Below are 24,378 nucleotides of genomic sequence, written 5' to 3'. Positions count from 1 at the left end.
TCTCAATTCGAAATCTTAACAACTTAATCAAGTGCCTGATTTATCAGAAGTTTTATTTAACATCACCGCCGATGGATGTGCATTCTACAGCATTCACAAACCAACACAACCCCTTTTTTTAAACTTTCTTATCGGATGTGCGTTTTTTCCTCAAAATCAGTGTTTTTTTATGCTTTTTATCTATTTTTTAAGTATTTTTCATTATTTTTTTCATATTAAAGTTATTTTTATGCTTTGTTTTCCACCCTCAAATCACAAAATCTGAGCATTATTCAACTGAATCAGGATTCAAAAAGAAAAACCGCATCAATTTGATGCGGTAAATCCTATACTTTGTGCACTTTTATATTTTGCAGTCATTTCATCTGTTAAATGCTGCAGAATAGAATCCACATTTTCAAAAGGATGAAAACAGGACTGTCGTACAATCACCGTAAAGTCTCCAGCACTTAAACGATCTAAAGATTGCAGCTTTACTTTTATATCGGCTTCATGAACAACAAGTTTGAGTTGTGTGCAGACATTTTCCAGTAAAGCCAAACGCTGTGCATAATTTAGAAAATCAAAATGCATTTTAAAATCGAAACGGCGTAATGCAGCTTGATCAAGTTCATCAAAGCGATTGGTTGTCGCCACCACGATGCCATTAAAGCTATCCATTTGAACCAAAAACTCATTTACCTGAGAAACTTCCCAAGAGCGGGTTGCTTGGCGGCGATCTTGTAATAAACCATCTACTTCATCCAGCAATAAAATTGCCTGTAAGTCTTCGGCTTCATGAAACGCTTTAGCAAGGTTCTGTTCTGTTTCACCGACCCAAGCAGAAATTAAGTCTGAACCACGCTTAATCAGTAAAGGTCGATTGATGGTTTCAGATAACCATCGTGCAAATGCAGTTTTACCTGTTCCTGATGCTCCGTATAGACATAAGCGGCCAAAACCATATTGCTGGATACCTGATGCGATCTCCGCAAGATTCGCCTTACAGTTGATATAGTTCAGATCATAGAACTTGGGCAAAGCATTACTATCTTGCAATTTAATGCCTTGATGACCCTGTGCTTTTAAGGTATTGGAAACCAATTTGGTCATGCTTTCCTGTACCACTAAATGCTCATTGTGCATTTGAGCCGCTTTGGCAACACGATAACTACGGCGTAAAATTGCTGGAGATAATTGCTCAACATTGGCCAAGGCTTCCTGATACAAAGGATTAAGTTCTTGACCACAATGTTGTTCGATAAAGCTTCTGCGTTGTTTTTTAGGTGGCACTTTAATTTCAAGCACCATATCAAAACGGCGTATAAACGCAGGATCAAGCTGATCGGAATTAGACACCCAAATCGTTGGTGTACGATTTTGCTCTAAAATACGATTGACCCAAGCCTTACGACTTTGCGCAGTGCTTTTCATCCCCACACCATTTTCGGTGTCATTAAACACATCCTCAACTTCATCAAACATCAATAAAGCAGATTGACTGTCAAAAATACACTGCGCTGCACGATACGCACATAAACGCCCTGTGGCTGAAATTGCATCACCATCTTCATCTTCACAGGAGATTTCAAAAAGTTGCACCGACATTTCATCTGCAAGGCTCTTACACAGTTGTGTCTTTCCTGTACCTGAACTGCCATAAAGGAAGATATTTACACCCTGTTGCTTACTCATTTTGACTTGCTTTAAATAAGCTAGGAGTAAAGTCAATTCAGTGTGTAAATGAGGATAATCCTCTAAGGTTAATTCAGCAGGCTGACTTTTATTAATGGTTCCAACAAACAGATCCATAACATCATTGGTTTTCACCAATAACTTATCGGCCAATTGGTTTGACACCAGATTCAATTTGCCACGTAAATAATTACGATAGTGTTGTTGAACACTGATTAAGCCACTGCGATGTAAACGCCCTTGTACAGACAAAGCCTGACGAATTGCTTCATAAGGCAAATCTAAAACTACAGCCAAAGCACGTATGGTTTTAGACGCAGTCAATTCACCGATGGTATCCGCAATATCATCTAAAAATTGTTCACTGTTTAACATCACGATAAAGCCTAAAATCGTGCTTTCAACAGCATTTAAATCCAGTAATTGCTGTATTAACTTTAGGTTATATTGCAACTCAGCATTGAACTGAAAATTATCTAATAAATTTTGCTGTTGGCTATTTTTATACAAATGGTTGAGTTCCTGATAAGCAGCTTGCTCATCGAACTTATCTGCAAGTAATGCTTCAGAAAAACCTAACTTTTTTGCAATCCATTGATGACTAAAGCAATGATCAGAAATAAATTCTTTTGCACCACCTAACTCGACCAAAAATCGAAAAGCCCAAAGTTTTACAATCGGAGAAATTTCAGCAAAATCCTCTACGTCAACCTGATGCATATTTTGTGCAAAAGGTTGATTAATATATTCGTTCATATATTCACTTTTTTCTTTTCATGCCGAAGGCTAAACTTTTTCCAATTTGCATTTTCTGCAAGCAAAGTCATCCCTCAGAACATGTATATTCTTTAAAATAAGGTTTATTTTCGTTTAATTTAAACGATTAAAAATGTATAGGGTCTATTTAAAGCCCAAAATGAGAAATACGTTAAACAACATGATTTTTCTCCCGAATATTGAATTTAACAGCTGATTCAAATCACATTTTAAGCACCCTGCTTAAAACGATGGGTTCAATCAAGATATTATGGTTATCCTGCAACCAGTCAGTGGTTGTAAACAATCTTGTCAAAAGGCAACGTTACAAGATCAAATTGAGGCAAGTGAAAAGAAAATTAGGTTTGTCATTGTGATTATTTAAGCCATCGTGGCTAAATTTTGGCTCATTTTAAAGTTAAGCATGGATTTTTGCAATTATTTATTCATCACCAACATAGGATTTTGTCAGTTTTCATTAACGACCCAACGAAAAAAATCCCGCCGAAGCGAGATTTTGATTGTCTGTTTCAGTTTATTTTGCTTTATCGATAAATAGCTGGGTACTGTATTCAGCCGTTGCTAATTTATTAATTTTCTTTTGACCTGTCTGACCAGCCAAACCTTGGGCATATTTGAGGAAAGCCTCCGCATAGTCTAAGCCAACATTAACACGGCGCTCACCTGTAATGGTTTTCAAGGTGGTATAGTAGTCACCACCATTGGCAAGAAAATCAATCGTGATCGCTTTGTAAGTCTTATTGAGATCTAGATTTTCATATTGCCCAGATGCATTACGTACTTGTATTTGGTTAAGACGCTGGCCTTTGTCTTTGGTAAAGTCAACATTCCAACGCATACCACCAGTATATGGGTAGCTACCCGTATTATTCTGGGCAATCACACCATCTATTGCATCCTCTAAGGTGGCTTTAACTTCAGCACCCGTCAGGTCTAAACGCAACAATGTATTCTTGAACGGTAAGACATTATAAATTTTACCAACTGTCACATCCCCTAAAGCAACATCTTCACGGACACCACCACCATTTTGGAATGAGATATCAGCGCCAAAGAAGGTCTTTCCTTGTTGTAAAAACGCTTCAGCAATGATTTGTTGAATATCTCCACCATGTTGATCGACATAGGTATTCTTATTACAGATATCGCCGAGTGTTGAACGATTTACATCACGTTGTGTACCAGGGACTCGACGTGAACAGAGATTATCTGTGGCTTGACCTACGATTTCCTGAGCAAATTTTTTCTTTTGCTCTTGATACGGTTTTAAAACATCCAAGGTCTTTTGTAGTGGCGTTACAACAGTAAATGGGGCCTGATCTGTTTTAAATTGAGTCAGTATTGCTTGTTTTTCAGTTTCGGTGACTGCTTTTGCGTCTTTGGCGGTACGGGTAAAGTTATTCCCAATGAGTACATGTGGTGTCCCACTACAGCTTTCGACATTCCCGTTTTTGTCAAACTTCACATTTAAATCACCCACGATATAACTGTACTGCCAAGCTTGCGCAACGCAGACCAATTGACCATCTTTGTTTCTCAGTTGTGTTGGATAAGCACCTTCAGGTGTCATGCCATATTTTTTAAGACTGTCAGGGCCCAATAATGTATGTGAATCACCCCCAATAATCACATCAACATCGGTAAGTGATTTTGCCAGCTGTTGGTCTAAGTCATATCCCACATGGGTTTGAAGAATAATATTTTTAATGCCTTGCGCTTTATATTGATTAATTTCTTTTTGCGCTGTTTCAATTTCATCTGCAAACAATGTATCAGCATTCGGTTGCGAAGAGTTTTTGGTTTTCTTGGCAACCGTTAAACCAATGATTGCAAATTTCACCCCCTCTTTTTCAAACACTTGTGACTTCAAAATGCGATTGGTTTTATACAACGGTGAAGATGCACCAAAACTGACATTGGCCGTTAAAATTTGGGTTTTGTCTTTACAAGAACTTTGATCCAAGAAACCAATAAATTTCTTTAATCCATCATCTTTAGAATCAAACTCATGGTTACCAGGCGTAAATGTATCAAAACAAACGGTGTTCATTGCATCTGCGTCTGCTTTACCATCCGTTAAGTTATAGTACAAATCGCCAGTGATCGCATCACCAGCATGTATTTTTAAAGCATTTTTCTTTTCTACTGCAAGTTGGTTAATTAAGCTTGCAACACGTGCAAATCCACCACTTGCAACACTAAACTCTTCATCCCCTGTCCCCACATTGCTTTTAAATTTAATGCTTTCTTCATCTAAATGTGAATGATGGTCATTAATATGCAAGATATTCAGTTCTAAAGCTTTTGCCTCTACTGGTTTTTCAGTATTTGAATGATCATTATCATCATTACAAGCAACCAACAGCGTAGACAGTACACTCAGCAAAATGATTTGCTTTTTATTATTAATCAACATGATATTTCCAACAAGCAATAAATATTTATGGCCTAGTATGTTGATCATTTGTTTAATTTTGATGAATAATTAAACATTATTGCTCAGCAACAAAGTTTCATCAGAGCTTGAATATTCAAATTATTTTGTGAACACCGACAAACACAGCATACCGATACTTTGAACAACAGCTCATTTTATGATTTTTTCTTTAATGTATTTTTTAAATATTGAAGTTTCAAAAAGTTGTATTCAAATTCAGTTGTTTCAAAAATAAAAACCAATCAAATTTGATTGGTTTTTATAACAAGTTAAACCTTAATCTGCTTGATAAAAAGGTTTATCACCCATCAAAGTGGCTCGATTCATAACACGGTGCTGAGGACGGTAATCATCAACAGCATAGTGGAAAGTACAACGATTATCCCAAAATGCCACATCATTGGCCTGCCACGACCAACGCACTACAAACTCTGGTTTCTGAATATGTTCAAACAACATTTTCAAAACAGCATCGCTTTCTTTGGCTTCGAGTTCATTGATTCGTGTGGTAAACCCTTCACTCACAAATAAAGCTTTACGACCTGTGACAGGATGAGTGCGAATCACAGGGTGGCTAATCGGAGGATGTTTTTTCTTAGCCTGTTCTAGCTTTTCTAATTCGGCAGGATCACCACCAAAACGATCTACTGGAAATGAACGTGCAATATCATGTGTTGCAGTTAAACCAGATAACATCGCTTGCATCGGCTTGGATAATGCTTCAAACGCCGCTGTTCCACTTGACCAAAGTGTATCTCCACCCCATGCTGGGACTTTTTTTGCACTTAAAATTGCGCCCATTGCTGGTGCTTCAAGAAAAGTCACATCGGTATGCCACAGTGCATTATCCCGTAAATCATTTAATTCCGTATCTAAAACCATGATTTCTGGTTGTTCTGGAATATTTGGGTAAATTGGGTGGATGTGTAACTGACCAAATTGACGCGCCAAAGCTGCATGTTGCTGTGCAGTCATCGGCTGATTTCTGAAAAAGATCACCTGATGTTTCAATAAAGCTGCTTCAATCAAAGCCTTTTGTTCAGGTGTTAAAGGCTGATTGAAATTCACACCTTCAATCAGCGCACCAATCGTTGGATTTAATGGGGTAACTTTAAAAATATTTGAAACAACAGCGTTCATTTCTTCCTCGATCATCTCACGATATATTAAAATGTTAAAACTAAATATGGCGATATGCTATCGAACAGTGTAGCGAAAATAACTTACTGAGATTGCTTATCCCAAGGGACCAATTTCTTTTGCAAACGACGTAAACCAATTTCCAGAATAAAGGCAATCACAGCGATAATTAAAATCCCGACAATCACCACATCTGTAGCCAAAAGCTGTGAAGATGATTGCACCATAAAGCCTAAACCTTCTGAAGCGCCAACCAATTCTGCTGCCACCAAAGTCGACCATCCCACCCCAAGACCAATACGGATACCAGTTAAAATGCTCGGTAAAGAGCTTGGTAAAACCACATGTTTAATAATTTGCATTGGGCTTGCACCCAAAGACTGTGCAGCACGAATTTTGGCTTGGTCGACTGAGCGGACACCAGTTGCTGTTGCGATAACAATCGGTGCAAAAATTGCCAGATAAATCAGTAGCACCTTGGACAATTCACCAATACCACACCAAATTACAATCAAGGGTAAATACGCCAGTGGTGGAATCGGACGATAAAACTCAATGATGGGATCTAAAATACCCCGCACAATTTTATTGCGACCAATCGCAATCCCCACTGGGATAGCAGTGATAACCGCAGCAATCAACGCTGTACCAATACGCCCCAAACTTGCACCAATATGACTCCACAAGCTAATACTCATATAGCCATTGCTGAACAAATCATTGAGACGCTGCAACACGGCGGTTGGTGATGGTAAGAATAAAGCATCAATCCAGCCTAAAGTGGTGACCAGCCACCAAATTGCAATCAAAGTAATGATCGTGATACTACTGATCAAAGTAATATTGACTTCACGTGGAACCTTCACCGCCACAGTCTGAGATTCAACTGTACGAGGGATCAATTTAGGGTCTAATTGTGCTGTCATTACTCCACCTTTTCCACTTGAGCTTGGTCGCTCTGAGCAACATGGTATTGATCCTGATTATTTTGAGTGAATACACAACTCAACACATGCTCTCGCATTTCAATAAACTTGGGATCTGATTTAATACTTCGTGCTGGCTCGCCATTGGCATAGCGTTTAGCAAAATCCAACTCCAGCTTTTCCACAATTCGCCCAGGATTTGGTGCAAGAATAATCAGATCTGTAGCCAGAAAAACAGCTTCTTCAATGTCATGGGTAATTAAGAAAGTAGGTTTGGACGTACTCTTCCAAACATCTAATAATAAGCACTGCATTTGTTCACGAATAAACGCATCCAAAGCACCAAAAGGCTCATCCATCAATAATATTTTAGGGTCAGAAGCCAAAGCACGTGCTAAACCGACCCGTTGACGCTGCCCGCCTGAAAGTTCCCAGATATGGCGTTGCCCAAAGCCTTCTAAATTCACCAATTTAAGTAATGCTTGTGCACGGTTTTGACGTGTTTTTTTATCAACCCCTGCAAGCTCTAAACCAAAAGCAATATTGTCTTCTACATTTTGCCAAGGCAATAAAACATCATCTTGGAACACCACACCACGGTCTCGGCTAGGTGCAATGATTGCTTCACCATCCAGTTTTAAAGTGCCTGCTTGTGGCTGAGTAAATCCAGCAATCAAATTTAATAAGGTTGTTTTACCACTGCCTGAAGCACCTAATGCAACCATCAGTTGCTCAGAGCCCAGCTGAAATGACACATCTTTCAGTACCGGTTGTTCAGCACCCGGATACTGTGCTTGTACATGTTCTACAGTCAATACAGCCATGATGAATACTTCCGATCTCTATTTCGATGTTTGAATAAAACGCGTGTTAATAAACTGTTGATAATTTGGAGAAACCTTTCTCACCAGACCTTGTGCTTTTAAAAAGTTCACTGAGTTGACAATATTTTGTGTGGTCCGCCCACCAAGGTATTGAGTGCTTAATTGCGCCTGACGATCTGGATAGGCGGCACCAGCAAGAAGCGCTGGCACATCTTGAGCATCTACGCCGGTAATTTTGGCAATTTTTTGCACTTCATCTGAATTGGCCGTCCAACGACTTTTATTCTGGTTATAAGATTGGTAATAGTTCAGTGTCACTGTAGAAAACTTTGTTAAGACCTCAGGATGCTTCTGTGCAAAATCTTTACGTGCCACCCAAACTTCAAATGTAGGCGAACCCCATTGCCCAACCTGCCCTGCATCCGTCATAACCTTGCCAGTTTTCTTAATATTGGCAAGTGCAGGTGACCAGACAAAAGCTGCATCTATATCGCCTCTGCGCCATGCTGCATTAATTTCAGCTGGTTTTAGGTTCAACAACCGTATTTGATTGGTTTTAATATTCCAATGCTGCAAAGCCCCCAATAAACTGTAATGGGAAGTCGAAGCAAATGGGGTGGCCACCTTTTTCCCAATCAAGTCCTGAGGACTATTAATTCCTGAGCCATTTCTCACTACTAAGGCTTCCGCACTTTTCAGATCAGTAGAAATTAAAAACACCTCTATGGGTAAATTATTGGCAACAGCTGCCCCTAACGGACTTGAACCAATAAGTGCGATATCTACAGAACCAGAAGCCAATGCAGTTAAAACTTCTGCGCCACTATTAAATAAGCGCCAATCCAGTTTTTCCCCAATCACTTTGTCATACACACCATCAGCCTGTGCAACTTTGGCAGGTTCTATGTTGGTTTGATAACCAATGACGATAGGGCGAGCATTTGCCAAACCACTATAGCTATATAAACTTATAGCTGAGCAAAGCAAAATCAGTTGCTGAAATTTCATGATCAATGTGTGGACTAGAATAAATAAAAAGAGATGGGAATCAGCCTCATGGTACGGTTTTTTTGTATATTATTAAAAATACGTTTTTTAGATTTACTTATATGTTTTATTGATTAACAAAACTTGAAATCTATTTTATTTTTCTAGATCGATCAAAATTAACAAGATTTTAATTAAGCCACTAAACCCACACCAACAACCATAACAACATCACAATAATATTTTATTAAGATAAATAAATCACATTAAGTAAGCTATTCAATGGTTTATTCATCGGAAATAGAGTAAAAACTCTATTTTTATTCAAATAAAATTACTATATTTAGTATAAATAAAACGCGTTTTAAGTATAAGGATATAACATGAAAAAGGAATTTCTTGCCCTTACTACAATCGTATTATTAGGAATATCAAGCACCTCTCAAGCAAAACAAGAAATCTGTGTTTTTGATTTATTAGGGAAAGCTGGTGAATCCTATAAAATGATGGAAGAGTGGGCACTCGCTGCAAAAACATGGAATACCGATGTCCAGCTCATTGCTTACCAAAATGAAGAGCTTGCTGATAAAGATTTTAAAAATGGTAAATGTGATGCTGCCTATATCACCACAATGCGTGCACGCCAATACAATAAATTCGCAGGATCGATTGATGCGTTGGGTGGTGTTCCAACCAATGCCATTGCGCTCAAAGCGATTACCTTTGTCTTGGATAAACGTAATGTAAAACGCTTAAAAACCAAGATAGACAATGAAGAAATAGAAATTGGTGGAATCGGTCAAATTGGCCCTGCCTATATCTTTGTGAATGATCGAGCCATCAATACCATTGAAAAAGGTAAAGGTAAAAAATTTGCGGTATTGGCGTATGACAAAGCACAGATTGCAATGGTTGAACGTGTTGGAGCAATTCCTGTTCCATCCGATATTTCCAATTTTATTAAGAAGTTTAATACAGGTGAAGTACCAATGGTGGGGGCACCAGCCTATGCATTTAAACCTTTAGAAATGGAAAAAGGGCTTGGCTCTAAAGGTGCATTGATCAATTTTCCAGTGCTTAATGTTACTGCTGATCTGGTGTTTAGATCTCAAAAATTCCCAGCTACTTTTGGCAATGATTCTAGAACCTGGTTTATCAAGCAACTTCCGCGTCAATTCAGTATGGTCAAACGTTTAGAAGAAGGCATTCCTGCTAAATATCGTTTGAATTTAAGTAAAGTAGATACTGAAAAATATCAAAAGCTGTTACGAGATGGACGTATGGATTTAACCCGACAAGGTATTTACGATCCGACCATGATGTCAGTGCTTAAACGGGCACGTTGTACTGTAGATCGAACCAATTTTGAATGTTCTTTGGCGGGTGAATAACATCTCTTCAAAAGTTATTGATAAAAAATCAGGCAATGGAGGCATCCATAAATTGCCTGATTTTTTATTTTAAAATTTACTGAGCTGAAGGTTGTTCAACTAAACTTGGGTCATTGGTTGCTTGAGCAGGTTGTGATTGCTGAATCGTCGCATCGCCCTCAACAGCAGTACCTTGTTGAGTCGGATCTACCGTCGAAGTTTGTGCCGATTGTTGTTGATCTGCAGAACTCATTGGTGCTGATTGGGTCGTTTCAGGTGCTTGTGTTGTTTCACTTGATGTACACGCCGTACTCATGACCGCAACACCAGCCAATAGCATAAAAATAAGACCTGATTTTTTCATCATAAATTCCTTTATCACTCTATCAAAAAACGGCAACACAGGACTGCGTTGTCGTGCTGACTATGATTGCTATTTTTTCTGCAAACTTCGTTGAAGCTTGGTTAGACTTTTAAGGTATTGCCGTATAAGTTATGCAAAGTTTATTAAATCAATGATTTAGATTGACCGATTTTATTTTTCATTATACTTGTTTCATTTCGCTGGATTTTTTGATGGGATTGAATGCGGTTAGGCAAAAGTCTATCTAATAAAAGATAGACTTTTACCATAAAAGTTTCGCATTACTTACATTGTTAATGGTTTTTACAAGACAAAAAAAAGCTTACCCAAGAAGATTGGATAAGCTATGAAAACGTTGTTCAAACTAAAAAAAGAAACTACAGCCATAGAATCTATGAAGCATGATAATTAAATTATTGCTTTTTCGCAAAGCCTTATTTTCAATAAGTTTAATCGGTTTTACATGTGAGTTAAGTATTTTGATCTATTCATTCAATTTTAATTTTTGAATTTACTCATCATTTTTAAGCAATAACCGCATCAATTCCTCATAAATTTAAATTTTTAATCTAAAAAAAAATCATTGATTTGATGATTATTCCAGCAAAAATATCTTTAAATTTTGGGATTCCTCTCTTAGATCCGCTTTTTTTACTGAATTTCATTAAATAATGTCTAAAACTGCTTGAATTTTAGCGGCTCGCCCACATTTCTTATTCATTAATGAATTAAACGATCATGGCAGTTCAAAAATGAACACAGTGCAAAACTGCTGCCGATAAGGACTGTACATGTTTAAGAACCCATTTAAACGGAGTAAATCAATGGCAACTGAGCAGAATCAAGAAGCCCAAGATATTCAAAACGAGCAAGCCGAACAGCAAACTCAGGCTGAAAATGAACAGGTTGAAGTTACCGTTGAAGCTTTACAGGCTCAAATCAGTCATCTTGAAGAGAGCTTAAAACTCGAAAAAGCACGTACTGCAAATGCAGTTTATGAAGCACAAAAAAGTGTAGAACGTATTCAACGTGATGCTGAAAAGCATAAAGACATCGTGTTAGAAAAGTTTGCGAAAGAATTATTAAATTCTGTCGACAACCTTGAGCGTGCGATTCTCGCAGGTGGTGATGAAGAAACACCTGTACTCGAAGGCGTAAAACTGACCTTGAAATCACTTCTCACCACTTTAGAAAAATTTGGTGTTGTTGAAGCAGACACAACCAATGGTTTTAACGCGGACTTACATCAAGCTGTCGGGATCGACCCAAATGCACAAGCCAACCAAATTGGCACAGTTTTGCAAAAAGGCTACACCTTAAATGGTCGACTACTTCGCCCTGCAATGGTGATGGTTGGTCAATAAGCGTAGTAAATAGGAGCTTTTTAAAAATATTTTCATGAATTTTCACAAATCATGACTTGAAAATTTTTGAATGGCTCTCATATCGGATAACAAGAAAATCCCTTTTAACTCCCCTTTGCAAAAAGAGGAAACAAGGGATTCAAAAGAATTTAGAGGAATTTGATTTATGGCTAAAATTATTGGTATTGACTTAGGTACAACGAATTCATGTGTTGCTGTACTTGAAGGCGATAAAGTTAAAGTAATTGAAAATGCTGAAGGTACACGTACAACACCTTCTATCGTTGCATATAAAGATGGCGAAATTCTTGTGGGTCAATCTGCTAAACGTCAAGCAGTGACTAACCCTAAGAATACATTATTCGCAATCAAGCGTTTAATTGGTCGTAAGTATCAAGACCAAGCGGTACAAAAAGATATCGGTATTGCACCATTCAAAATCATCAAAGCTGATAATGGTGATGCTTGGGTTGAAGTAAACGACAAAAAACTTGCACCGCAACAGATCTCTGCAGAAATTTTGAAAAAAATGAAAAAAACCGCGGAAGATTATTTAGGTGAAACAGTAACAGAAGCTGTTATTACTGTTCCTGCTTACTTCAATGATGCACAACGTCAAGCAACAAAAGATGCTGGTCGTATTGCTGGTCTAGAAGTTAAACGTATCATTAACGAACCAACTGCTGCTGCACTTGCGTTCGGTATGGACAAAAAAGAAGGCGACCGTAAAGTTGCTGTATATGACTTAGGTGGTGGTACATTTGACGTATCAATCATTGAAATCGCTGACTTAGATGGCGACCAACAAATCGAAGTATTGTCAACCAATGGTGATACATTCCTTGGTGGTGAAGACTTTGATAATGCATTGATCGACTATTTGGTTGAAGAGTTCAAGAAAGAGCAAAACTTCAACTTGAAACAAGATCCACTTGCATTACAACGTTTAAAAGAAGCAGCTGAAAAAGCTAAAATTGAGCTTTCTTCATCTAATTCGACTGAAATTAACTTGCCATACATCACTGCGGATGCAACTGGTCCTAAACACTTAGTGATGAATGTAACACGTGCCAAACTAGAAGGTTTAGTTGCTGATTTAGTTGCGCGTACAATTGAGCCTTGCCGTATCGCACTTAAAGATGCAGGTCTTTCGACTTCTGACATCTCTGACGTGATCTTGGTTGGTGGTCAATCACGTATGCCAATGGTTCAACAGAAAGTACAAGAGTTCTTCGGTAAAGAACCTCGTAAAGATGTGAACCCGGATGAAGCTGTTGCGATTGGTGCGGCAATTCAAGGTGCGGTATTGTCTGGTGACAAAACTGACGTACTTTTACTTGACGTAACACCATTAACACTTGGTATCGAAACCATGGGTGGCGTATTAACTGCTATTATTGAGAAAAACACCACGATTCCTGCGAAGAAATCTCAAGTGTTTTCTACAGCAGCAGATAACCAACCAGCGGTAGATATTTCAGTTTACCAAGGTGAACGTAAAATGGCTCAACAAAACAAATTGTTGGGTAACTTCCAATTAGGCGACATTCCACCTGCGCCACGTGGTGTGCCACAAATTGAAGTATCGTTCGACATCAATGCTGATGGTATTTTAAAAGTATCAGCAAAAGACAAGAGCACTGGTAAAGAACAATCGATCCAGATCAAAGCAAACTCTGGTTTGTCTGATGCTGAAATCGAAGCAATGATCAAAGATGCTGAAGCAAATGCTGAAGAAGATCGTAAGTTTGAAGAGCTTGCAAAAGCACGTAACGAAGCTGATGCTTTAGTTGCTTCTGCAAACAAAGCTGTGAAAGATCTTGGCGAACAAGTCACTGCTGATGAAAAAACTGCAATTGAAGCAGCAGTTTCTGAGTTAGAAGTGACTGCAAAAGAAAATGATGTTGATGCAATTAAAGCAAAAACTGAAGCTTTACAAAACATCATTATGCCGATCACTCAACGTGCTTATGAAGCAGCTCAAGGTCAAGGCGGCGCTGAAGGCTTCGATCCTAACCAATTCGGTGGTGATGCAGGTCAACAACAGCAAAAAGCTGATGATGGCGTTGTAGATGCAGAATTCACTGAAGTTAAAGATGACAAAAAATAATTTGTCACTTTAATCTTAGAAAACCGCTCAAGAGATTGAGCGGTTTTTTTATATAATCTATTTTTATCCGTTATGATCTATTTTTATCCATAAAGCTATGGAGTCACTTTTGTTTATCTCTGATATCTCTAAAAAAACTGGACTCTCTATCCATACCCTTCGTTATTATGAACAAATAGGCTTGCTGAAAAATATCCATCGTAATCAATCTGGGCGACGTGTATATACCAAACTTGATCTGGAATGGCTTGAATGGGTAAAACGCTTAAAATCAACAGGCATGCCTCTAGAAAAAATGCAAGATTTTGCCCAATTTCGACTACAAGGAGAGCAAACCTTAAAACAAAGACAAGCTCTTCTTATAGCCCATTCCGTTCAATTAAAACAAGAAATTCAAAGACTCAAGCAAGAACAAAGTATTGTGGACTATAAAATTGAAGTATATGCACAAAAAATGCTTGAGCTAGAGTGAACTCGAGCAGTTAATATTTTTGACTCACAATTTGAGTTAGGAGTAGGCAATGTTAAGTTCAGGTTTTTACATCACCGCAGAATTAAAAATTAAAGATAAAGACAGAATCTTAGAAACCCGTGAAGCCCTACAAGCATTATGTAAGCTCACTCTTCAACAAGAACCGGGATGTAGCTTATTTCAAATGCATCAATGCCAACAAGAGCCAACTCGTTTACTACTTTGGGAACGCTTCGACTCGGAACAGGCTTACCATGCCCATTTTAAACAGCCCTATACACAACACTACCTTTCCAAAGATTTAACCGAAGTGGTGCAACATTTCGTCAGTGATATTGTGCTATAAAAAAGCTCGAAAAATTACTCAAGTCATTGAGTGGTTTTTCTTATTGATCAATTGCCAATCTTCACTAAATCTTTTATCTTAATTATCACAATAATAATGAGTCAAATGATGAAAAACTCTCCTGCTGTATCCAATACAGTGTATTACAGCTTGATCATAGCGCAATTTATATTGCCTATCATTGCAGCAGTCATCGATATATACAGTACTGAACCCGAGTTAGAACTTCTGGATAAAACACTTTACCAAGACCCGCAAGCTTGGGAATTGGGAGTGATGTCGATTGCAGGTTTAATCATCCTCATCATCACTTTTGGTTTATGTTTAAAAAAAGAATGGGCAAGAAAAGCTTATCTCTATACATTTTTCCCAATATTTCTGATTTATTTTATGCCCTTTATGCACTGGATTTACATGACCAGTTATGCAGCTATTTTTAACGATCTGGCCTTTGTTTGTTCTGGAATTCTATTGATGATTTTAGTGACTCCATCACTATATCGACCTATTTTTGAACATGATTAATCATGTATAAAACGCTTGCCATCAGCATTGGCTTATATCTCTTTTTAGAGATTCTATGTCATGGTTTTGCATTTTTTGCAGGGAAAATCGTGAGTAAAGCGGATAAACAAAAACTCAATCATCCTCTGCATCTTGAATTTACACGGCAAACTTTTTATCGCACCATGTTACTGGTCAGCATTGTATTGATGAGCCATTTCTATACTGAAATTGCCTATTTTGAACAGAATGGTTGGATTCGTTTGACATTGAGTATCAGCATTATTTTACTCATTCTGTTTATACTCTGGTGGCTAAATGCTTTTATTCTGCGCCAAGTGGTTTTAAAGCAACAACAACAATCTGTCACTCCGGTATTTAAACAGAAAATCAGCTATATCATGTTGCATCCTTTACAATTCAAAGCTTTATATATCAGCCCTGAATATTTAAAAAGATCTGTTTGGATGAATCGATTACTCAGTGTTTTTGCTTTTATTCTCTTATTTATTGATATCCAAGTCCTGTTTAACGTTTAAATCAACTGATTATGTGAATGAACCTTCCATCGCGATGCCCAAACTCAGCGTTATGATGGTAAATAATCCTTTCATCAACAAAAATAATCCTGCAAATATGCAAATGATCATGATGATTCTTTGCTTTTTGCTCAGGCTTTCACGTATCTGTAAATTGTATAGACTGTCAGGTTGTTTTTGAATGGATAAATGATCGGTGATCGCCTGAGAAATTTTATCTTCGATAGGATTTAATGACGAACCGTCGAGTACCTCTAAACAATAGTGTCCAACATCCAACTCACAATAAAACATTAGCATTGAAGCACGAGAAAAACCATTTTTACTTGCTCTTGCAATACTTGGTGATAGCTTCACAATCTGCTGAAGATCTGTGTTGGTGATTTGTGGATGAATCAATAGCATAGGTGCAAGTTTAAATAATGGACCCTCTTGCCAAATTGCATAGCCACCCTTTTTGCTGATTTTAAAATTTTTAATTTTTTGATTTAAGGCTAAGTCCAGCACTAAACGTGATCGAAATATAAGAAATAGACTGTAGAAAGCCCTTATCAAAAAAGCGATACCAAGGATTAGAGAAATCCAGCCTAAAATCAGCGTTCCATTCATATTACTGCTTTCCACCTAAAGCTGACTTCTAAAAACATCATCAATTGAAATCAATATTTGTATTGATCACGCAAGCTTTACTTGCTTAAGCATTTGCGATTCTTATATTTTCAGATAAATTATCCACTACAACAATTATTTTTAAATCAATCATGCGTTTTTGGATTCTACTCTGTGTAATTGCCTTTACTGCTTATTTTGCGATACAACGCATGATGTATCCGCAATTGAATCATAATTCTGCCATTGATCGTATCACGCATCCTTTAGATACCCGTTTACGTTATCGTATTGGCGAAATAGATCCGCGTTTTCATGTCAGTAAACAGCAAGTACAAAATTTGGCACAACAAGCTACCGATATTTGGCATTTAGGAACCATGAAAAGTCTCTTTGTTTATGATGATCATGCCAAACTGACGATTAACTTAATTTATGATGAACGCCAAGCGGAATCTAGCGCCAGAAACCAAGAGTTGCGTATTTTGCAAAATACTCAACAATATACACAAAGTGAAAAACAAAAAATTCAGCAACTTCACGCTGAATTAGATCGTACCAATGATGAATTGGATCTGCAAAAAACCAATTATCAAAGTAAAGTTGACCAGTATAATCAGTTGATCAACACCCTTAATCAATCCCATCAAAATTTAGATGCCACAGCAAGATTGCAGTTAGATCAGCAGAAAAATCAACTGATTATCGAGCAGAATCAACTCAAACAACAGTTAGATATTTATAATCAAAAAGTCTATGAATTAAACCGTCAAGTTGGACAGCTCAACGCTGTCAATCAACAATACAATCAATCTGTGGATCACTTTAATAGCCGTTTCCAACCACACCAATTTGATAAAGGCGTATTCGATGGTAAAACCATTAATATCTATGAATTTGCTTCGGATGCAGACTTGCGTGTCACGATTGCACATGAACTTGGGCATGCTTTGGGCTTAGCACACAATAATGATCCTAAAGCACTTATGTACCCAATGATGAAAGAACAAGATTTGAAAAATTTTAGATTAACCACAGCGGATTTAGCCATGCTAAACTCAAGACAACGATAAGCAAAATTTAGCGATGATTATCAATTTTAAATCCATAATTTATTTATGTATTTAAATCAGTTTTATGCAAAATCATGTTATTGTGAATCCCTGAAGCAATAAATTGAGGAGATGACTGTGAGCTATTATCATATTATTTTAGAAGTAAATGATCATATCAGCACGATTGAGCAAACTCGTGATATTGAAATTTTTGATATTACTGAACTTCAACCTTATCTCCATTCAATTCTGCTGCCTTATTTCAACGAACAAATCATTGAACTAGAAGACGACAATGTCGAGTTTAAAGATGTTTTACACCTTGAAATTAAACAGACCTTATTGCCGATTCAGCATTTAATTGAAGAAGAACAAAAACAGTTACCTAGCGATACCGATGTAACCATTACAGCCTATGAAATCTTTAATGATCGTGATCATACGCAGGATGTTACCGCTGTCATTTTAGATGTCTTAGAAGCAGTCAAAATTGACCCTTTCGCAATTGAATAATCCACATAAAAAAGGTCTGCTTATGCAGACCTTTTAAATGAGATCAAACGTTTATTGCATCATATTCTTTGCCGCTTCATTTCTAAAAGCTTTTAAAATCTGTTGCCCTGCTCGACCTGTTGGGCTCAACCCTAACTTCACTTGCTCTTGCTGAATAGCCTGACGCGTTTTATCGCCAATCAAACCATCTGCATCGCCAATCGCATAGCCTTTTTTCAATAAGTAATTTTGAATTTCTCGGCGTTCTGTACGAGATGTTCCTGCATCGTCAGTTGGCCATGCGGTTTGAAAACCGCCCTTGCCTTGTAAACGATCAGACAAATGTGCAATTGCCAGTGCATAACTTTCCGCAGCATTGTACGAATAAATTGCATCAAAGTTTTTAAACACCAAGAATGCTGGACCATTTGCACCCGCAGGCATCATTAAACCGGCCTGAGCGCCTTCCGATAAATTGCCTTGAATGATTGGAGTACCATCAACACGAGTAAAACCACGATTTACCCAAGTGCTCAACGATTTTTTATTACGACGACTTTCTCCACCTACAGAGGCACCAGCTGGAATTTTTACTTCAAAGCCCCACGGCATTCCCGTTTGCCAGCCACGTTTTTTCAAAAAATTTGCTGTTGATGCCAAAGCATCCGAAGTACTTGAAACCAAGTCACGTCGACCATCACCATCAAAATCTACGGCCAACTCTTCATACGTTGAAGGCATAAATTGAGTATGACCAAATGCCCCTGCCCATGAACCTTTTAACTGTTCTTCGCGTAAATCACCTCGCTGTAAAATACGCATTGTGGCAAAGAATTCACCTCGAAAATAACTTTGTCGACGCCCTTCACAACTTAAAGTTCCCAACGCTTGCAATAAAGGATATTTTCCTGAAATGTCACCAAAATTACTTTCCACACCCCAAACAGCAACAACCGTTTCTGCTGGAACACCGTACGCCGCTGAGACACGGTTTAAAACTTCACGATGCTGAGCCAGCATTTGACGGCCTTTCTCTACCCGCTCTTCATCGACCAAACCTGAAAGATAATCCCAAATCGGTGTTGAAAACTCAGGTTGATAATCCAGTTTGCTGATGACCGAATAATCAGGCGTTAGATTTTGCGTATAACGATCAAAGGTTGTGCCACTAACACCTGAACTGATCGCTTGCGAACGTAAATTTGCAATACAGCTTTGAAAATTAGAATTGGGTGTATAGCTTGTATTCGGTGTTGTTGTGATTGGTGAGCTAGATACAGCCTGACCGTTAATGATTAATTCAGCATTGGCATGCGATGCTGCCAACAAAACAGATCCACAAATCAAAGTTAAATGACGCATAATATCCACAAAATGGTTTTAAATTTAAATTATGTGAATACCATAGCAGTCTGTGAATAAAATGACAGATGTAAAAACGTAAATTTTGAATTCATTGTTTGATTTTAAATTCATAATTCCCAGTTCACTGTTTTGAATTTAAATATAGTTACCCACACCCCAGTAAACTTATCATTTTTTAAATTCAAAACTTTCACACAAATTTGAATTCAAAAACATCATTATTTTAGCAACCTTAGATTTAAATTTAAAATTCCACTCAATCCCATCAAAACTCGCTTAAGTGTTTATTTTTATCCACAATTTGGATTTTGGATTGGTGAGTCAAAACTTATCCACAGTCGTTATTTTCACTTCGAGCAAGCAAAAGTTTAAATTTAAAGTTTTAAATTCAAAAAATACCCTCAAGTTAATTTAAATTCAAAGTGGATAACTTTTTGGGTTTTGCTGTTAATACTTTTGAATTCAAATGTTCTAAACCCTTTAAAGTCTAATTTTGAATTTAAAAATAGATGCTTGTCTTTCTGTTTATTGAAGCTGTTTTTATCATCATTCTTGTTTTTATAGCCCCAGAAAATGATCCATTTTTGGGTCATTGCTTAGCGATAAAATAGGGGGAGCGTCATGATACAGAACAGCAGAGTAGAAAAAAGCGGGCAAGAGTTTGACCGCTTTTTTTACATACAAAATCAAGCTTAAATGTTCATATCTTCGCTTAATGACAATGGATTCGGTAAAATCTTCGCCAATTGACGACATAAAGTCGTTAATTCAGCAGCATCATTTGGCATCAGGGTGATATGACCAATTTTACGACCTTCACGTTCTGTTTTATTATAAAGGTGTAAATGTGCACCTTTTAACGCTAAAACATCTTCGGATTTAGGGTGTTGCCCGATGATATTTACCATCACTGTTGGCCGAACCACTTCGGTTGAACCGAGTGGTAAACCTGCCACTGCGCGAATGTGATTTTCAAATTGCGAACATACTGCGCCTTCAATTGACCAATGCCCAGAGTTATGCACACGTGGTGCCATCTCATTGGCATATAAGCCTTTTTCAGTCACAAACAATTCAAGTGTTAACACACCAACATAGTTCAAATGATTTAACAAACGGGTGATGTATTCCTGCGCAACGGGCTGTAAATCAGCACTGTTTGGAGCAGGAACTATTGAATGCGAGAGAATACCATTGTGATGATGATTTTCAGCCAAAGGCCAAGTTTTTACATCACCATCAATACCACGCACCGCAATAATTGACACTTCACGAGAAAAAATCACAAAACTTTCAGCGATTAATGATCCTGCTGGCCCCAACTCAGCCCATGCCTGATCAATTTGATCGACTGAACGCAGTACAAATTGACCTTTACCATCATAACCACCTGTCGCAGTTTTAAGTACGATCGGTAAGCCTAATTCACTCACTGCAAGCTTAAGCGTCTCCAATGAATCGACTGCTTTATACGGCGCAACAGGAATTTCCAGCTCATCAAATAAAGCTTTTTCAGAAAGGCGATGTTGTGCGATTGCTAAAGCTTGGCGTGGCGGATACAGATCTTTTTGCTTGGTTAATACATCAACATCAATCAATGGCGTATTTTCAAATTCCAGACTAAAAACATCTGCACTAGCAATAAAATCTTGTAACCCATTTTCAGCTTTGGTGCTAAAAACGTGTCCCAATATTGCAGATGGGCAATCCGCATCAGCTTCAAAAAATGTGCATTGGATATTTAATGGGAGCGCAGCTTGCGCCATCATACGGCCGAGTTGACCACCACCAAAGATACCGATGGTTTTATTCATAACCTGTGTCCCGTTTTTAAGCTTGACCCGGAATATTTTTACTTGCCACTTTATCGGTTTGAGCGGCACGGAAATCTGCAACATTTTTTGCGATTTCAGGGCGAGTTAAACCTAAAATTTGAGCGGCCATGATTGCGGCATTGGTTGCACCCGCAGGGCCAATTGCCAATGTGCCAACTGCAATACCTGCAGGCATTTGTACAATAGACAACAATGAATCAACGCCATTTAAAATTGAAGATTTCACAGGAACACCCAGCACAGGCAAATCTGTTTTTGCTGCGCACATTCCTGGTAAATGTGCTGCACCACCAGCACCAGCAATAATCACCTGAATACCACGTTCACGTGCTGTTTCAGCATATTCAAATAAGCGGTCTGGCGTACGATGCGCAGAAACTACTTCGGCTTCAAAAGGAACACCAAGCTGTTTCAGCATATTGGCAGTGTTTTCGAGAGTTGCCCAGTCTGATTGAGAACCCATAATAATTCCAACGAGAGGAGCGTCTTGTACAGCGGCCGCATTCATTGCATATATTCCATAAACGAATGTAAGGAAGTTTAAATACTGGTGATCAGTGTTTAAATGAATATCAAGAAGCTCGCTATTATAGACTGATTTTTCATCTCACGAAAATTTAACAGACGTAGGAAGTCAATTTTTTTTTAAAGGAGCAGCCTAAAAGCCGTTTGACTTGAGAATAATTATGATCTCAAACTCATAAACAGCAGGAAATTGCTGAAGATTGGGACATGAGATGAATATGCTGTCTGAGTAAAATCCTTGTTAATTCACACCATGGCAACTCATTTACTGGCTTCTAAACACAAAAAACACGCAGCCCATCAAACATAAACCCGCCCATAAATAATCTAATTTAAATGGTTGTTTAAACAAGAAAATCATAAATGGAACAAACACCAACAGTGTGACCACTTCTTGGGTGATTTTCATTTGCCCCAACGACCAACCATGTTGCGCCAATAGACGTGTTGCGGGAATCATAAAGCTATATTCAAGTAAGGCAATGATCCAACCAAACAAGATCGCTTGCCACAGAGGTGCATCATGTAAGAATTTTAAATGCCCATACCAAGCCAAGGTCATAAAGCAGTTGGAGATAATTAGTAATAAAAGGGGGAGAGATAAAGCCATATTGATACCAATTAAATTATCAAGATATATTTTGAACATTCAATGTCTGAACATTAAAGCGCTAAGGCAATTTTTTTACGTTTTTTGAAATAATAAATGAGCGAGCCTATTTCCAAAGTACCAAGCAACAATACCGTATCGAATACTTGTTTCAATAGCGATTGATCATCATAAAATGAGCTCAATATACCAATTAAAGTAACCCAAATGAGATGAAAAATTAATCCATTTTTTAATTTGTGATCTTTTGAGTCTTTTGTATTGAGGTATCCCATCCAAATGAACGCAAAATATTGGAAGAAGATTAAAATTACAGCTGCGACCATTAAAGGTATGGATATTATTTTTGCAATGCCTGCTATCAAAGCAGAAACAATAATCAAAAAAATAAAATAAGCGATATTTTTAATCAGCAGAAAGATAAAATCATGTATATCCATTTTTAATAGATAATTCAGAGTGTTCAATCAATATTAGCATTGATAGAAGAATAAAAATACCAAGTCAGAGTTCATTATTTTCAATAAAAACCCACCTTTAAAATCGTAACAAGAAAAACTATCTTTTCGCCTTAACCCTTGCTATCGTTGCTTTCAAATCAAATGAAACGGCTACACCACAACAACAAAGTGATGTGTCTATAAAAGCACTGGAGTTAACACGAATGCATCTGCATATTTTGGGTATTTGCGGCACCTTTATGGGTTCATTGGCGCTATTGGCGCGTGATTTAGGACATAAGGTCACCGGTTCAGATGCGAACGTTTATCCACCGATGTCGACCCAACTCGAAAATGCTGGCATTACCTTAATGCAAGGCTATGACCGTAGTCATTTAAAACCACATCCAGATCTTGTCATCGTAGGCAATGCAATGAAGCGTGGTATAGATGCAGTGGAATATATGCTCAATGAAGGTTTAGCATATATTTCAGGTCCACAATTCCTTGCTGACCATGTATTACAAGGCAAACATGTGCTTGGTGTTGCAGGCACCCATGGTAAAACCACAACAACAACAATGCTGGCTTGGGTACTGGATCAAGCGGGTTTAAATCCTGGCTTTTTAATTGGTGGTGTACCTTTAGGCTTTAGTGAAAGCGCACGTTTAGGTGGTGGAAAATACTTCTGTGTAGAAGCAGATGAATATGACTCTGCTTTTTTTGATAAACGCTCTAAGTTCGTACATTACCATCCAAAAACTGCGATTTTAAATAATCTTGAATTTGACCATGCCGATATTTTTGATGATCTAGCAGCGATTCAAAAACAGTTTCATCATTTAGTTCGTACTATTCCAAGTGAAGGTCGTATTATTGCCCCAATTAGCGAAACCAATATCGATGAAGTGTTGCAAATGGGTTGTTGGACACCTGTCATAAGGACTTCACTTGATGCCAATAACAGTGCTGAAGTTTATGCTGAACAGCTTTCTGCAGATGGTTCACATTTTAAAGTGCTTCAACACGGCGTAGTAAAAGGTGAAGTGAAGTGGAATATGACAGGGCAGCACAGTGTTGCCAATGCTTTGGCAACCATTGCAGCAGCTGAACATGTCGGTGTTTCAATTGAAACAGCATGTGAAGCCTTATCGAATTTTGGTGGGGTGAAACGCCGAATGGAATTACTTGATACTGTAAATGGTATTGAGATATATGATGACTTTGCCCACCACCCAACTGCGATTGATACAACGCTTGAAGGTGCACGTAAACGTTTAGGTGAGCGTAAGCTTTGGGCGATTATTGAACCTCGTTCAAACACCATGCGTATGGGCAGTCATAAAGATGGCTTGGCACATTCTGCACGTCTTGCAGATGAAGTGATGTGGTATCAACCTGAAGGTTTGGACTGGGATTTACAGCCGGTCATTGACGCTGCAAGCAATAAAGCCGTTGTGGCTCGTACACTGGATGACATTATCAGTACCGTTGTTACACAAGCAGGTGAGGGCGATGCTGTGGTGATTATGTCCAATGGTGGTTTTGGTGGATTACATCAAAAATTGATTGCAGCATTAAAAGCAAAATAAGCCAAAATAAAGTGTAAAAAA

Annotated in this window: 23 protein-coding genes; 10 read left to right on the top strand and 13 right to left on the bottom strand. The window is 38.0% G+C overall.

Going from position 1 to position 24,378, the window contains the following annotated elements; genetic code table 11:
* Positions 1-306: 306 nt before the first annotated feature.
* The 6 genes from F981_RS05035 to tauA all read right to left on the bottom strand — a co-directional run bounded on the left by F981_RS05035 (position 307) and on the right by tauA (position 8,786).
* On the bottom strand, positions 307-2,430 hold the full coding sequence (locus F981_RS05035; protein ID WP_004719031.1) for an AAA family ATPase: 2,124 nt from the start codon (positions 2,428-2,430) through the stop codon (positions 307-309).
* A 535-nt stretch (positions 2,431-2,965) separates the two neighbouring features.
* Entirely contained in the window at positions 2,966-4,867 is a 1,902-nt protein-coding gene (locus tag F981_RS05030) for a 5'-nucleotidase C-terminal domain-containing protein (RefSeq protein WP_004719030.1), read from the bottom strand.
* Between the two features lie 297 nt (positions 4,868-5,164).
* Positions 5,165-6,028 (bottom strand): taurine dioxygenase, encoded by an 864-nt coding sequence (gene tauD, locus F981_RS05025; RefSeq protein WP_004719027.1) that lies wholly within the window; start codon positions 6,026-6,028, stop codon positions 5,165-5,167.
* A gap of 83 nt (positions 6,029-6,111) precedes the next feature.
* Complete coding sequence (gene tauC / locus F981_RS05020; RefSeq protein ID WP_004719024.1) at positions 6,112-6,954, bottom strand: taurine ABC transporter permease TauC; 843 nt, start codon at positions 6,952-6,954, stop codon at positions 6,112-6,114.
* Positions 6,954-7,778, bottom strand: coding sequence for a taurine ABC transporter ATP-binding subunit (gene tauB / locus F981_RS05015; protein ID WP_004719023.1), 825 nt, complete (start codon positions 7,776-7,778; stop codon positions 6,954-6,956). Before tauB ends, tauC begins: the two co-directional genes overlap by 1 nt.
* 18 nt (positions 7,779-7,796) lie before the next feature.
* The gene (gene tauA, locus F981_RS05010) at positions 7,797-8,786 is read right to left on the bottom strand and encodes a taurine ABC transporter substrate-binding protein (RefSeq protein ID WP_004719020.1); all 990 of its coding nucleotides are present in this window, start codon (positions 8,784-8,786) and stop codon (positions 7,797-7,799) included.
* Positions 8,787-9,148: 362 nt separating this feature from the next.
* Here tauA and F981_RS05005 point away from each other — a divergent pair, with 362 nt between their 5' ends.
* Entirely contained in the window at positions 9,149-10,156 is a 1,008-nt protein-coding gene (locus tag F981_RS05005; RefSeq protein ID WP_004719019.1) for a putative solute-binding protein, read from the top strand.
* 76 nt (positions 10,157-10,232) lie between these two features.
* Here the strand turns inward: F981_RS05005 and F981_RS05000 are convergent, their stop codons facing one another.
* A complete protein-coding gene (locus F981_RS05000) occupies positions 10,233-10,499 on the bottom strand; it encodes a hypothetical protein (protein WP_004719017.1) in 267 nt (88 codons plus the stop codon).
* 824 nt (positions 10,500-11,323) lie between these two features.
* Between F981_RS05000 and grpE the strand changes: the two genes are divergently transcribed.
* The 6 genes from grpE to F981_RS04970 all read left to right on the top strand — a co-directional run bounded on the left by grpE (position 11,324) and on the right by F981_RS04970 (position 15,834).
* Positions 11,324-11,863, top strand: coding sequence for a nucleotide exchange factor GrpE (gene grpE / locus F981_RS04995; protein ID WP_004719014.1), 540 nt, complete (start codon positions 11,324-11,326; stop codon positions 11,861-11,863).
* Between the two features lie 166 nt (positions 11,864-12,029).
* Positions 12,030-13,973 carry a molecular chaperone DnaK gene (gene dnaK, locus F981_RS04990; protein WP_004719012.1) on the top strand — a complete coding sequence of 648 codons (1,944 nt, stop codon included), beginning with the start codon at positions 12,030-12,032 and terminating at the stop codon, positions 13,971-13,973.
* Positions 13,974-14,082: 109 nt separating this feature from the next.
* Positions 14,083-14,445: a MerR family transcriptional regulator gene (locus tag F981_RS04985; RefSeq protein WP_004719010.1), complete on the top strand. Its 363-nt coding sequence runs from the start codon at positions 14,083-14,085 to the stop codon at positions 14,443-14,445.
* 49 nt (positions 14,446-14,494) lie between these two features.
* Positions 14,495-14,791, top strand: a complete 297-nt coding sequence (locus tag F981_RS04980) for a putative quinol monooxygenase (protein WP_004719007.1) — start codon at positions 14,495-14,497, stop codon at positions 14,789-14,791.
* A gap of 108 nt (positions 14,792-14,899) precedes the next feature.
* Positions 14,900-15,316 (top strand): hypothetical protein, encoded by a 417-nt coding sequence (locus F981_RS04975; protein ID WP_004719005.1) that lies wholly within the window; start codon positions 14,900-14,902, stop codon positions 15,314-15,316.
* 2 nt (positions 15,317-15,318) lie between these two features.
* Positions 15,319-15,834, top strand: a complete 516-nt coding sequence (locus F981_RS04970) for a hypothetical protein (RefSeq protein ID WP_004719004.1) — start codon at positions 15,319-15,321, stop codon at positions 15,832-15,834.
* A 9-nt stretch (positions 15,835-15,843) separates the two neighbouring features.
* On the opposite strand, the gene F981_RS04965 is transcribed toward F981_RS04970, so the two are convergent.
* Positions 15,844-16,443 carry a hypothetical protein gene (locus F981_RS04965; protein ID WP_004719002.1) on the bottom strand — a complete coding sequence of 200 codons (600 nt, stop codon included), beginning with the start codon at positions 16,441-16,443 and terminating at the stop codon, positions 15,844-15,846.
* A gap of 152 nt (positions 16,444-16,595) precedes the next feature.
* Here F981_RS04965 and F981_RS04960 point away from each other — a divergent pair, with 152 nt between their 5' ends.
* Positions 16,596-17,516 (top strand): matrixin family metalloprotease, encoded by a 921-nt coding sequence (locus F981_RS04960; protein WP_004719001.1) that lies wholly within the window; start codon positions 16,596-16,598, stop codon positions 17,514-17,516.
* 111 nt (positions 17,517-17,627) lie between these two features.
* On the top strand, positions 17,628-18,011 hold the full coding sequence (locus tag F981_RS04955; protein ID WP_154130490.1) for a hypothetical protein: 384 nt from the start codon (positions 17,628-17,630) through the stop codon (positions 18,009-18,011).
* A gap of 51 nt (positions 18,012-18,062) precedes the next feature.
* Here F981_RS04955 and F981_RS04950 read toward each other — a convergent pair whose 3' ends face one another.
* The 5 genes from F981_RS04950 to F981_RS04925 all read right to left on the bottom strand — a co-directional run bounded on the left by F981_RS04950 (position 18,063) and on the right by F981_RS04925 (position 22,765).
* Positions 18,063-19,352, bottom strand: a complete 1,290-nt coding sequence (locus F981_RS04950) for a lytic murein transglycosylase (protein WP_004718995.1) — start codon at positions 19,350-19,352, stop codon at positions 18,063-18,065.
* A 695-nt stretch (positions 19,353-20,047) separates the two neighbouring features.
* Positions 20,048-21,169, bottom strand: coding sequence for a 5-(carboxyamino)imidazole ribonucleotide synthase (locus F981_RS04940; protein ID WP_004718994.1), 1,122 nt, complete (start codon positions 21,167-21,169; stop codon positions 20,048-20,050).
* 16 nt (positions 21,170-21,185) lie between these two features.
* Entirely contained in the window at positions 21,186-21,698 is a 513-nt protein-coding gene (gene purE / locus F981_RS04935) for a 5-(carboxyamino)imidazole ribonucleotide mutase (RefSeq protein WP_004718991.1), read from the bottom strand.
* A gap of 282 nt (positions 21,699-21,980) precedes the next feature.
* Positions 21,981-22,325 carry a DMT family protein gene (locus F981_RS04930; protein ID WP_034613299.1) on the bottom strand — a complete coding sequence of 115 codons (345 nt, stop codon included), beginning with the start codon at positions 22,323-22,325 and terminating at the stop codon, positions 21,981-21,983.
* 53 nt (positions 22,326-22,378) lie between these two features.
* Positions 22,379-22,765, bottom strand: a complete 387-nt coding sequence (locus tag F981_RS04925; RefSeq protein WP_004718985.1) for a hypothetical protein — start codon at positions 22,763-22,765, stop codon at positions 22,379-22,381.
* A gap of 224 nt (positions 22,766-22,989) precedes the next feature.
* Between F981_RS04925 and mpl the strand changes: the two genes are divergently transcribed.
* On the top strand, positions 22,990-24,357 hold the full coding sequence (mpl, locus tag F981_RS04920; protein WP_004718982.1) for a UDP-N-acetylmuramate:L-alanyl-gamma-D-glutamyl-meso-diaminopimelate ligase: 1,368 nt from the start codon (positions 22,990-22,992) through the stop codon (positions 24,355-24,357).
* The last annotated feature ends 21 nt before the right edge of the window (positions 24,358-24,378 follow it).

The sequence above is a fragment of the Acinetobacter guillouiae CIP 63.46 genome (assembly GCF_000368145.1).
GTDB classification, from domain to species: Bacteria; Pseudomonadota; Gammaproteobacteria; order Pseudomonadales; family Moraxellaceae; genus Acinetobacter; species Acinetobacter guillouiae.
The sequence above is the reverse complement of the archived record's forward strand: the minus strand, read 5'-3'. Positions and strand labels throughout refer to the sequence as shown.

What these genes read in the sequence shown, in the direction of transcription:
- F981_RS05035 (WP_004719031.1), bottom strand. Translation starts at nt 2,430, where the DNA reads ATGAACGAATATATTAATCAACCTTTTGCACAAAATATGCATCAGGTT.
- F981_RS05030 (WP_004719030.1), bottom strand. Translation starts at nt 4,867, where the DNA reads ATGTTGATTAATAATAAAAAGCAAATCATTTTGCTGAGTGTACTGTCT.
- tauD (WP_004719027.1), bottom strand. Translation starts at nt 6,028, where the DNA reads ATGAACGCTGTTGTTTCAAATATTTTTAAAGTTACCCCATTAAATCCA.
- tauC (WP_004719024.1), bottom strand. Translation starts at nt 6,954, where the DNA reads ATGACAGCACAATTAGACCCTAAATTGATCCCTCGTACAGTTGAATCT.
- tauB (WP_004719023.1), bottom strand. Translation starts at nt 7,778, where the DNA reads ATGGCTGTATTGACTGTAGAACATGTACAAGCACAGTATCCGGGTGCT.
- tauA (WP_004719020.1), bottom strand. Translation starts at nt 8,786, where the DNA reads ATGAAATTTCAGCAACTGATTTTGCTTTGCTCAGCTATAAGTTTATAT.
- F981_RS05005 (WP_004719019.1), top strand. Translation starts at nt 9,149, where the DNA reads ATGAAAAAGGAATTTCTTGCCCTTACTACAATCGTATTATTAGGAATA.
- F981_RS05000 (WP_004719017.1), bottom strand. Translation starts at nt 10,499, where the DNA reads ATGAAAAAATCAGGTCTTATTTTTATGCTATTGGCTGGTGTTGCGGTC.
- grpE (WP_004719014.1), top strand. Translation starts at nt 11,324, where the DNA reads ATGGCAACTGAGCAGAATCAAGAAGCCCAAGATATTCAAAACGAGCAA.
- dnaK (WP_004719012.1), top strand. Translation starts at nt 12,030, where the DNA reads ATGGCTAAAATTATTGGTATTGACTTAGGTACAACGAATTCATGTGTT.
- F981_RS04980 (WP_004719007.1), top strand. Translation starts at nt 14,495, where the DNA reads ATGTTAAGTTCAGGTTTTTACATCACCGCAGAATTAAAAATTAAAGAT.
- F981_RS04975 (WP_004719005.1), top strand. Translation starts at nt 14,900, where the DNA reads ATGAAAAACTCTCCTGCTGTATCCAATACAGTGTATTACAGCTTGATC.
- F981_RS04970 (WP_004719004.1), top strand. Translation starts at nt 15,319, where the DNA reads ATGTATAAAACGCTTGCCATCAGCATTGGCTTATATCTCTTTTTAGAG.
- F981_RS04965 (WP_004719002.1), bottom strand. Translation starts at nt 16,443, where the DNA reads ATGAATGGAACGCTGATTTTAGGCTGGATTTCTCTAATCCTTGGTATC.
- F981_RS04960 (WP_004719001.1), top strand. Translation starts at nt 16,596, where the DNA reads ATGCGTTTTTGGATTCTACTCTGTGTAATTGCCTTTACTGCTTATTTT.
- F981_RS04955 (WP_154130490.1), top strand. Translation starts at nt 17,628, where the DNA reads ATGACTGTGAGCTATTATCATATTATTTTAGAAGTAAATGATCATATC.
- F981_RS04950 (WP_004718995.1), bottom strand. Translation starts at nt 19,352, where the DNA reads ATGCGTCATTTAACTTTGATTTGTGGATCTGTTTTGTTGGCAGCATCG.
- F981_RS04940 (WP_004718994.1), bottom strand. Translation starts at nt 21,169, where the DNA reads ATGAATAAAACCATCGGTATCTTTGGTGGTGGTCAACTCGGCCGTATG.
- purE (WP_004718991.1), bottom strand. Translation starts at nt 21,698, where the DNA reads ATGAATGCGGCCGCTGTACAAGACGCTCCTCTCGTTGGAATTATTATG.
- F981_RS04930 (WP_034613299.1), bottom strand. Translation starts at nt 22,325, where the DNA reads ATGGCTTTATCTCTCCCCCTTTTATTACTAATTATCTCCAACTGCTTT.
- F981_RS04925 (WP_004718985.1), bottom strand. Translation starts at nt 22,765, where the DNA reads ATGGATATACATGATTTTATCTTTCTGCTGATTAAAAATATCGCTTAT.
- mpl (WP_004718982.1), top strand. Translation starts at nt 22,990, where the DNA reads ATGCATCTGCATATTTTGGGTATTTGCGGCACCTTTATGGGTTCATTG.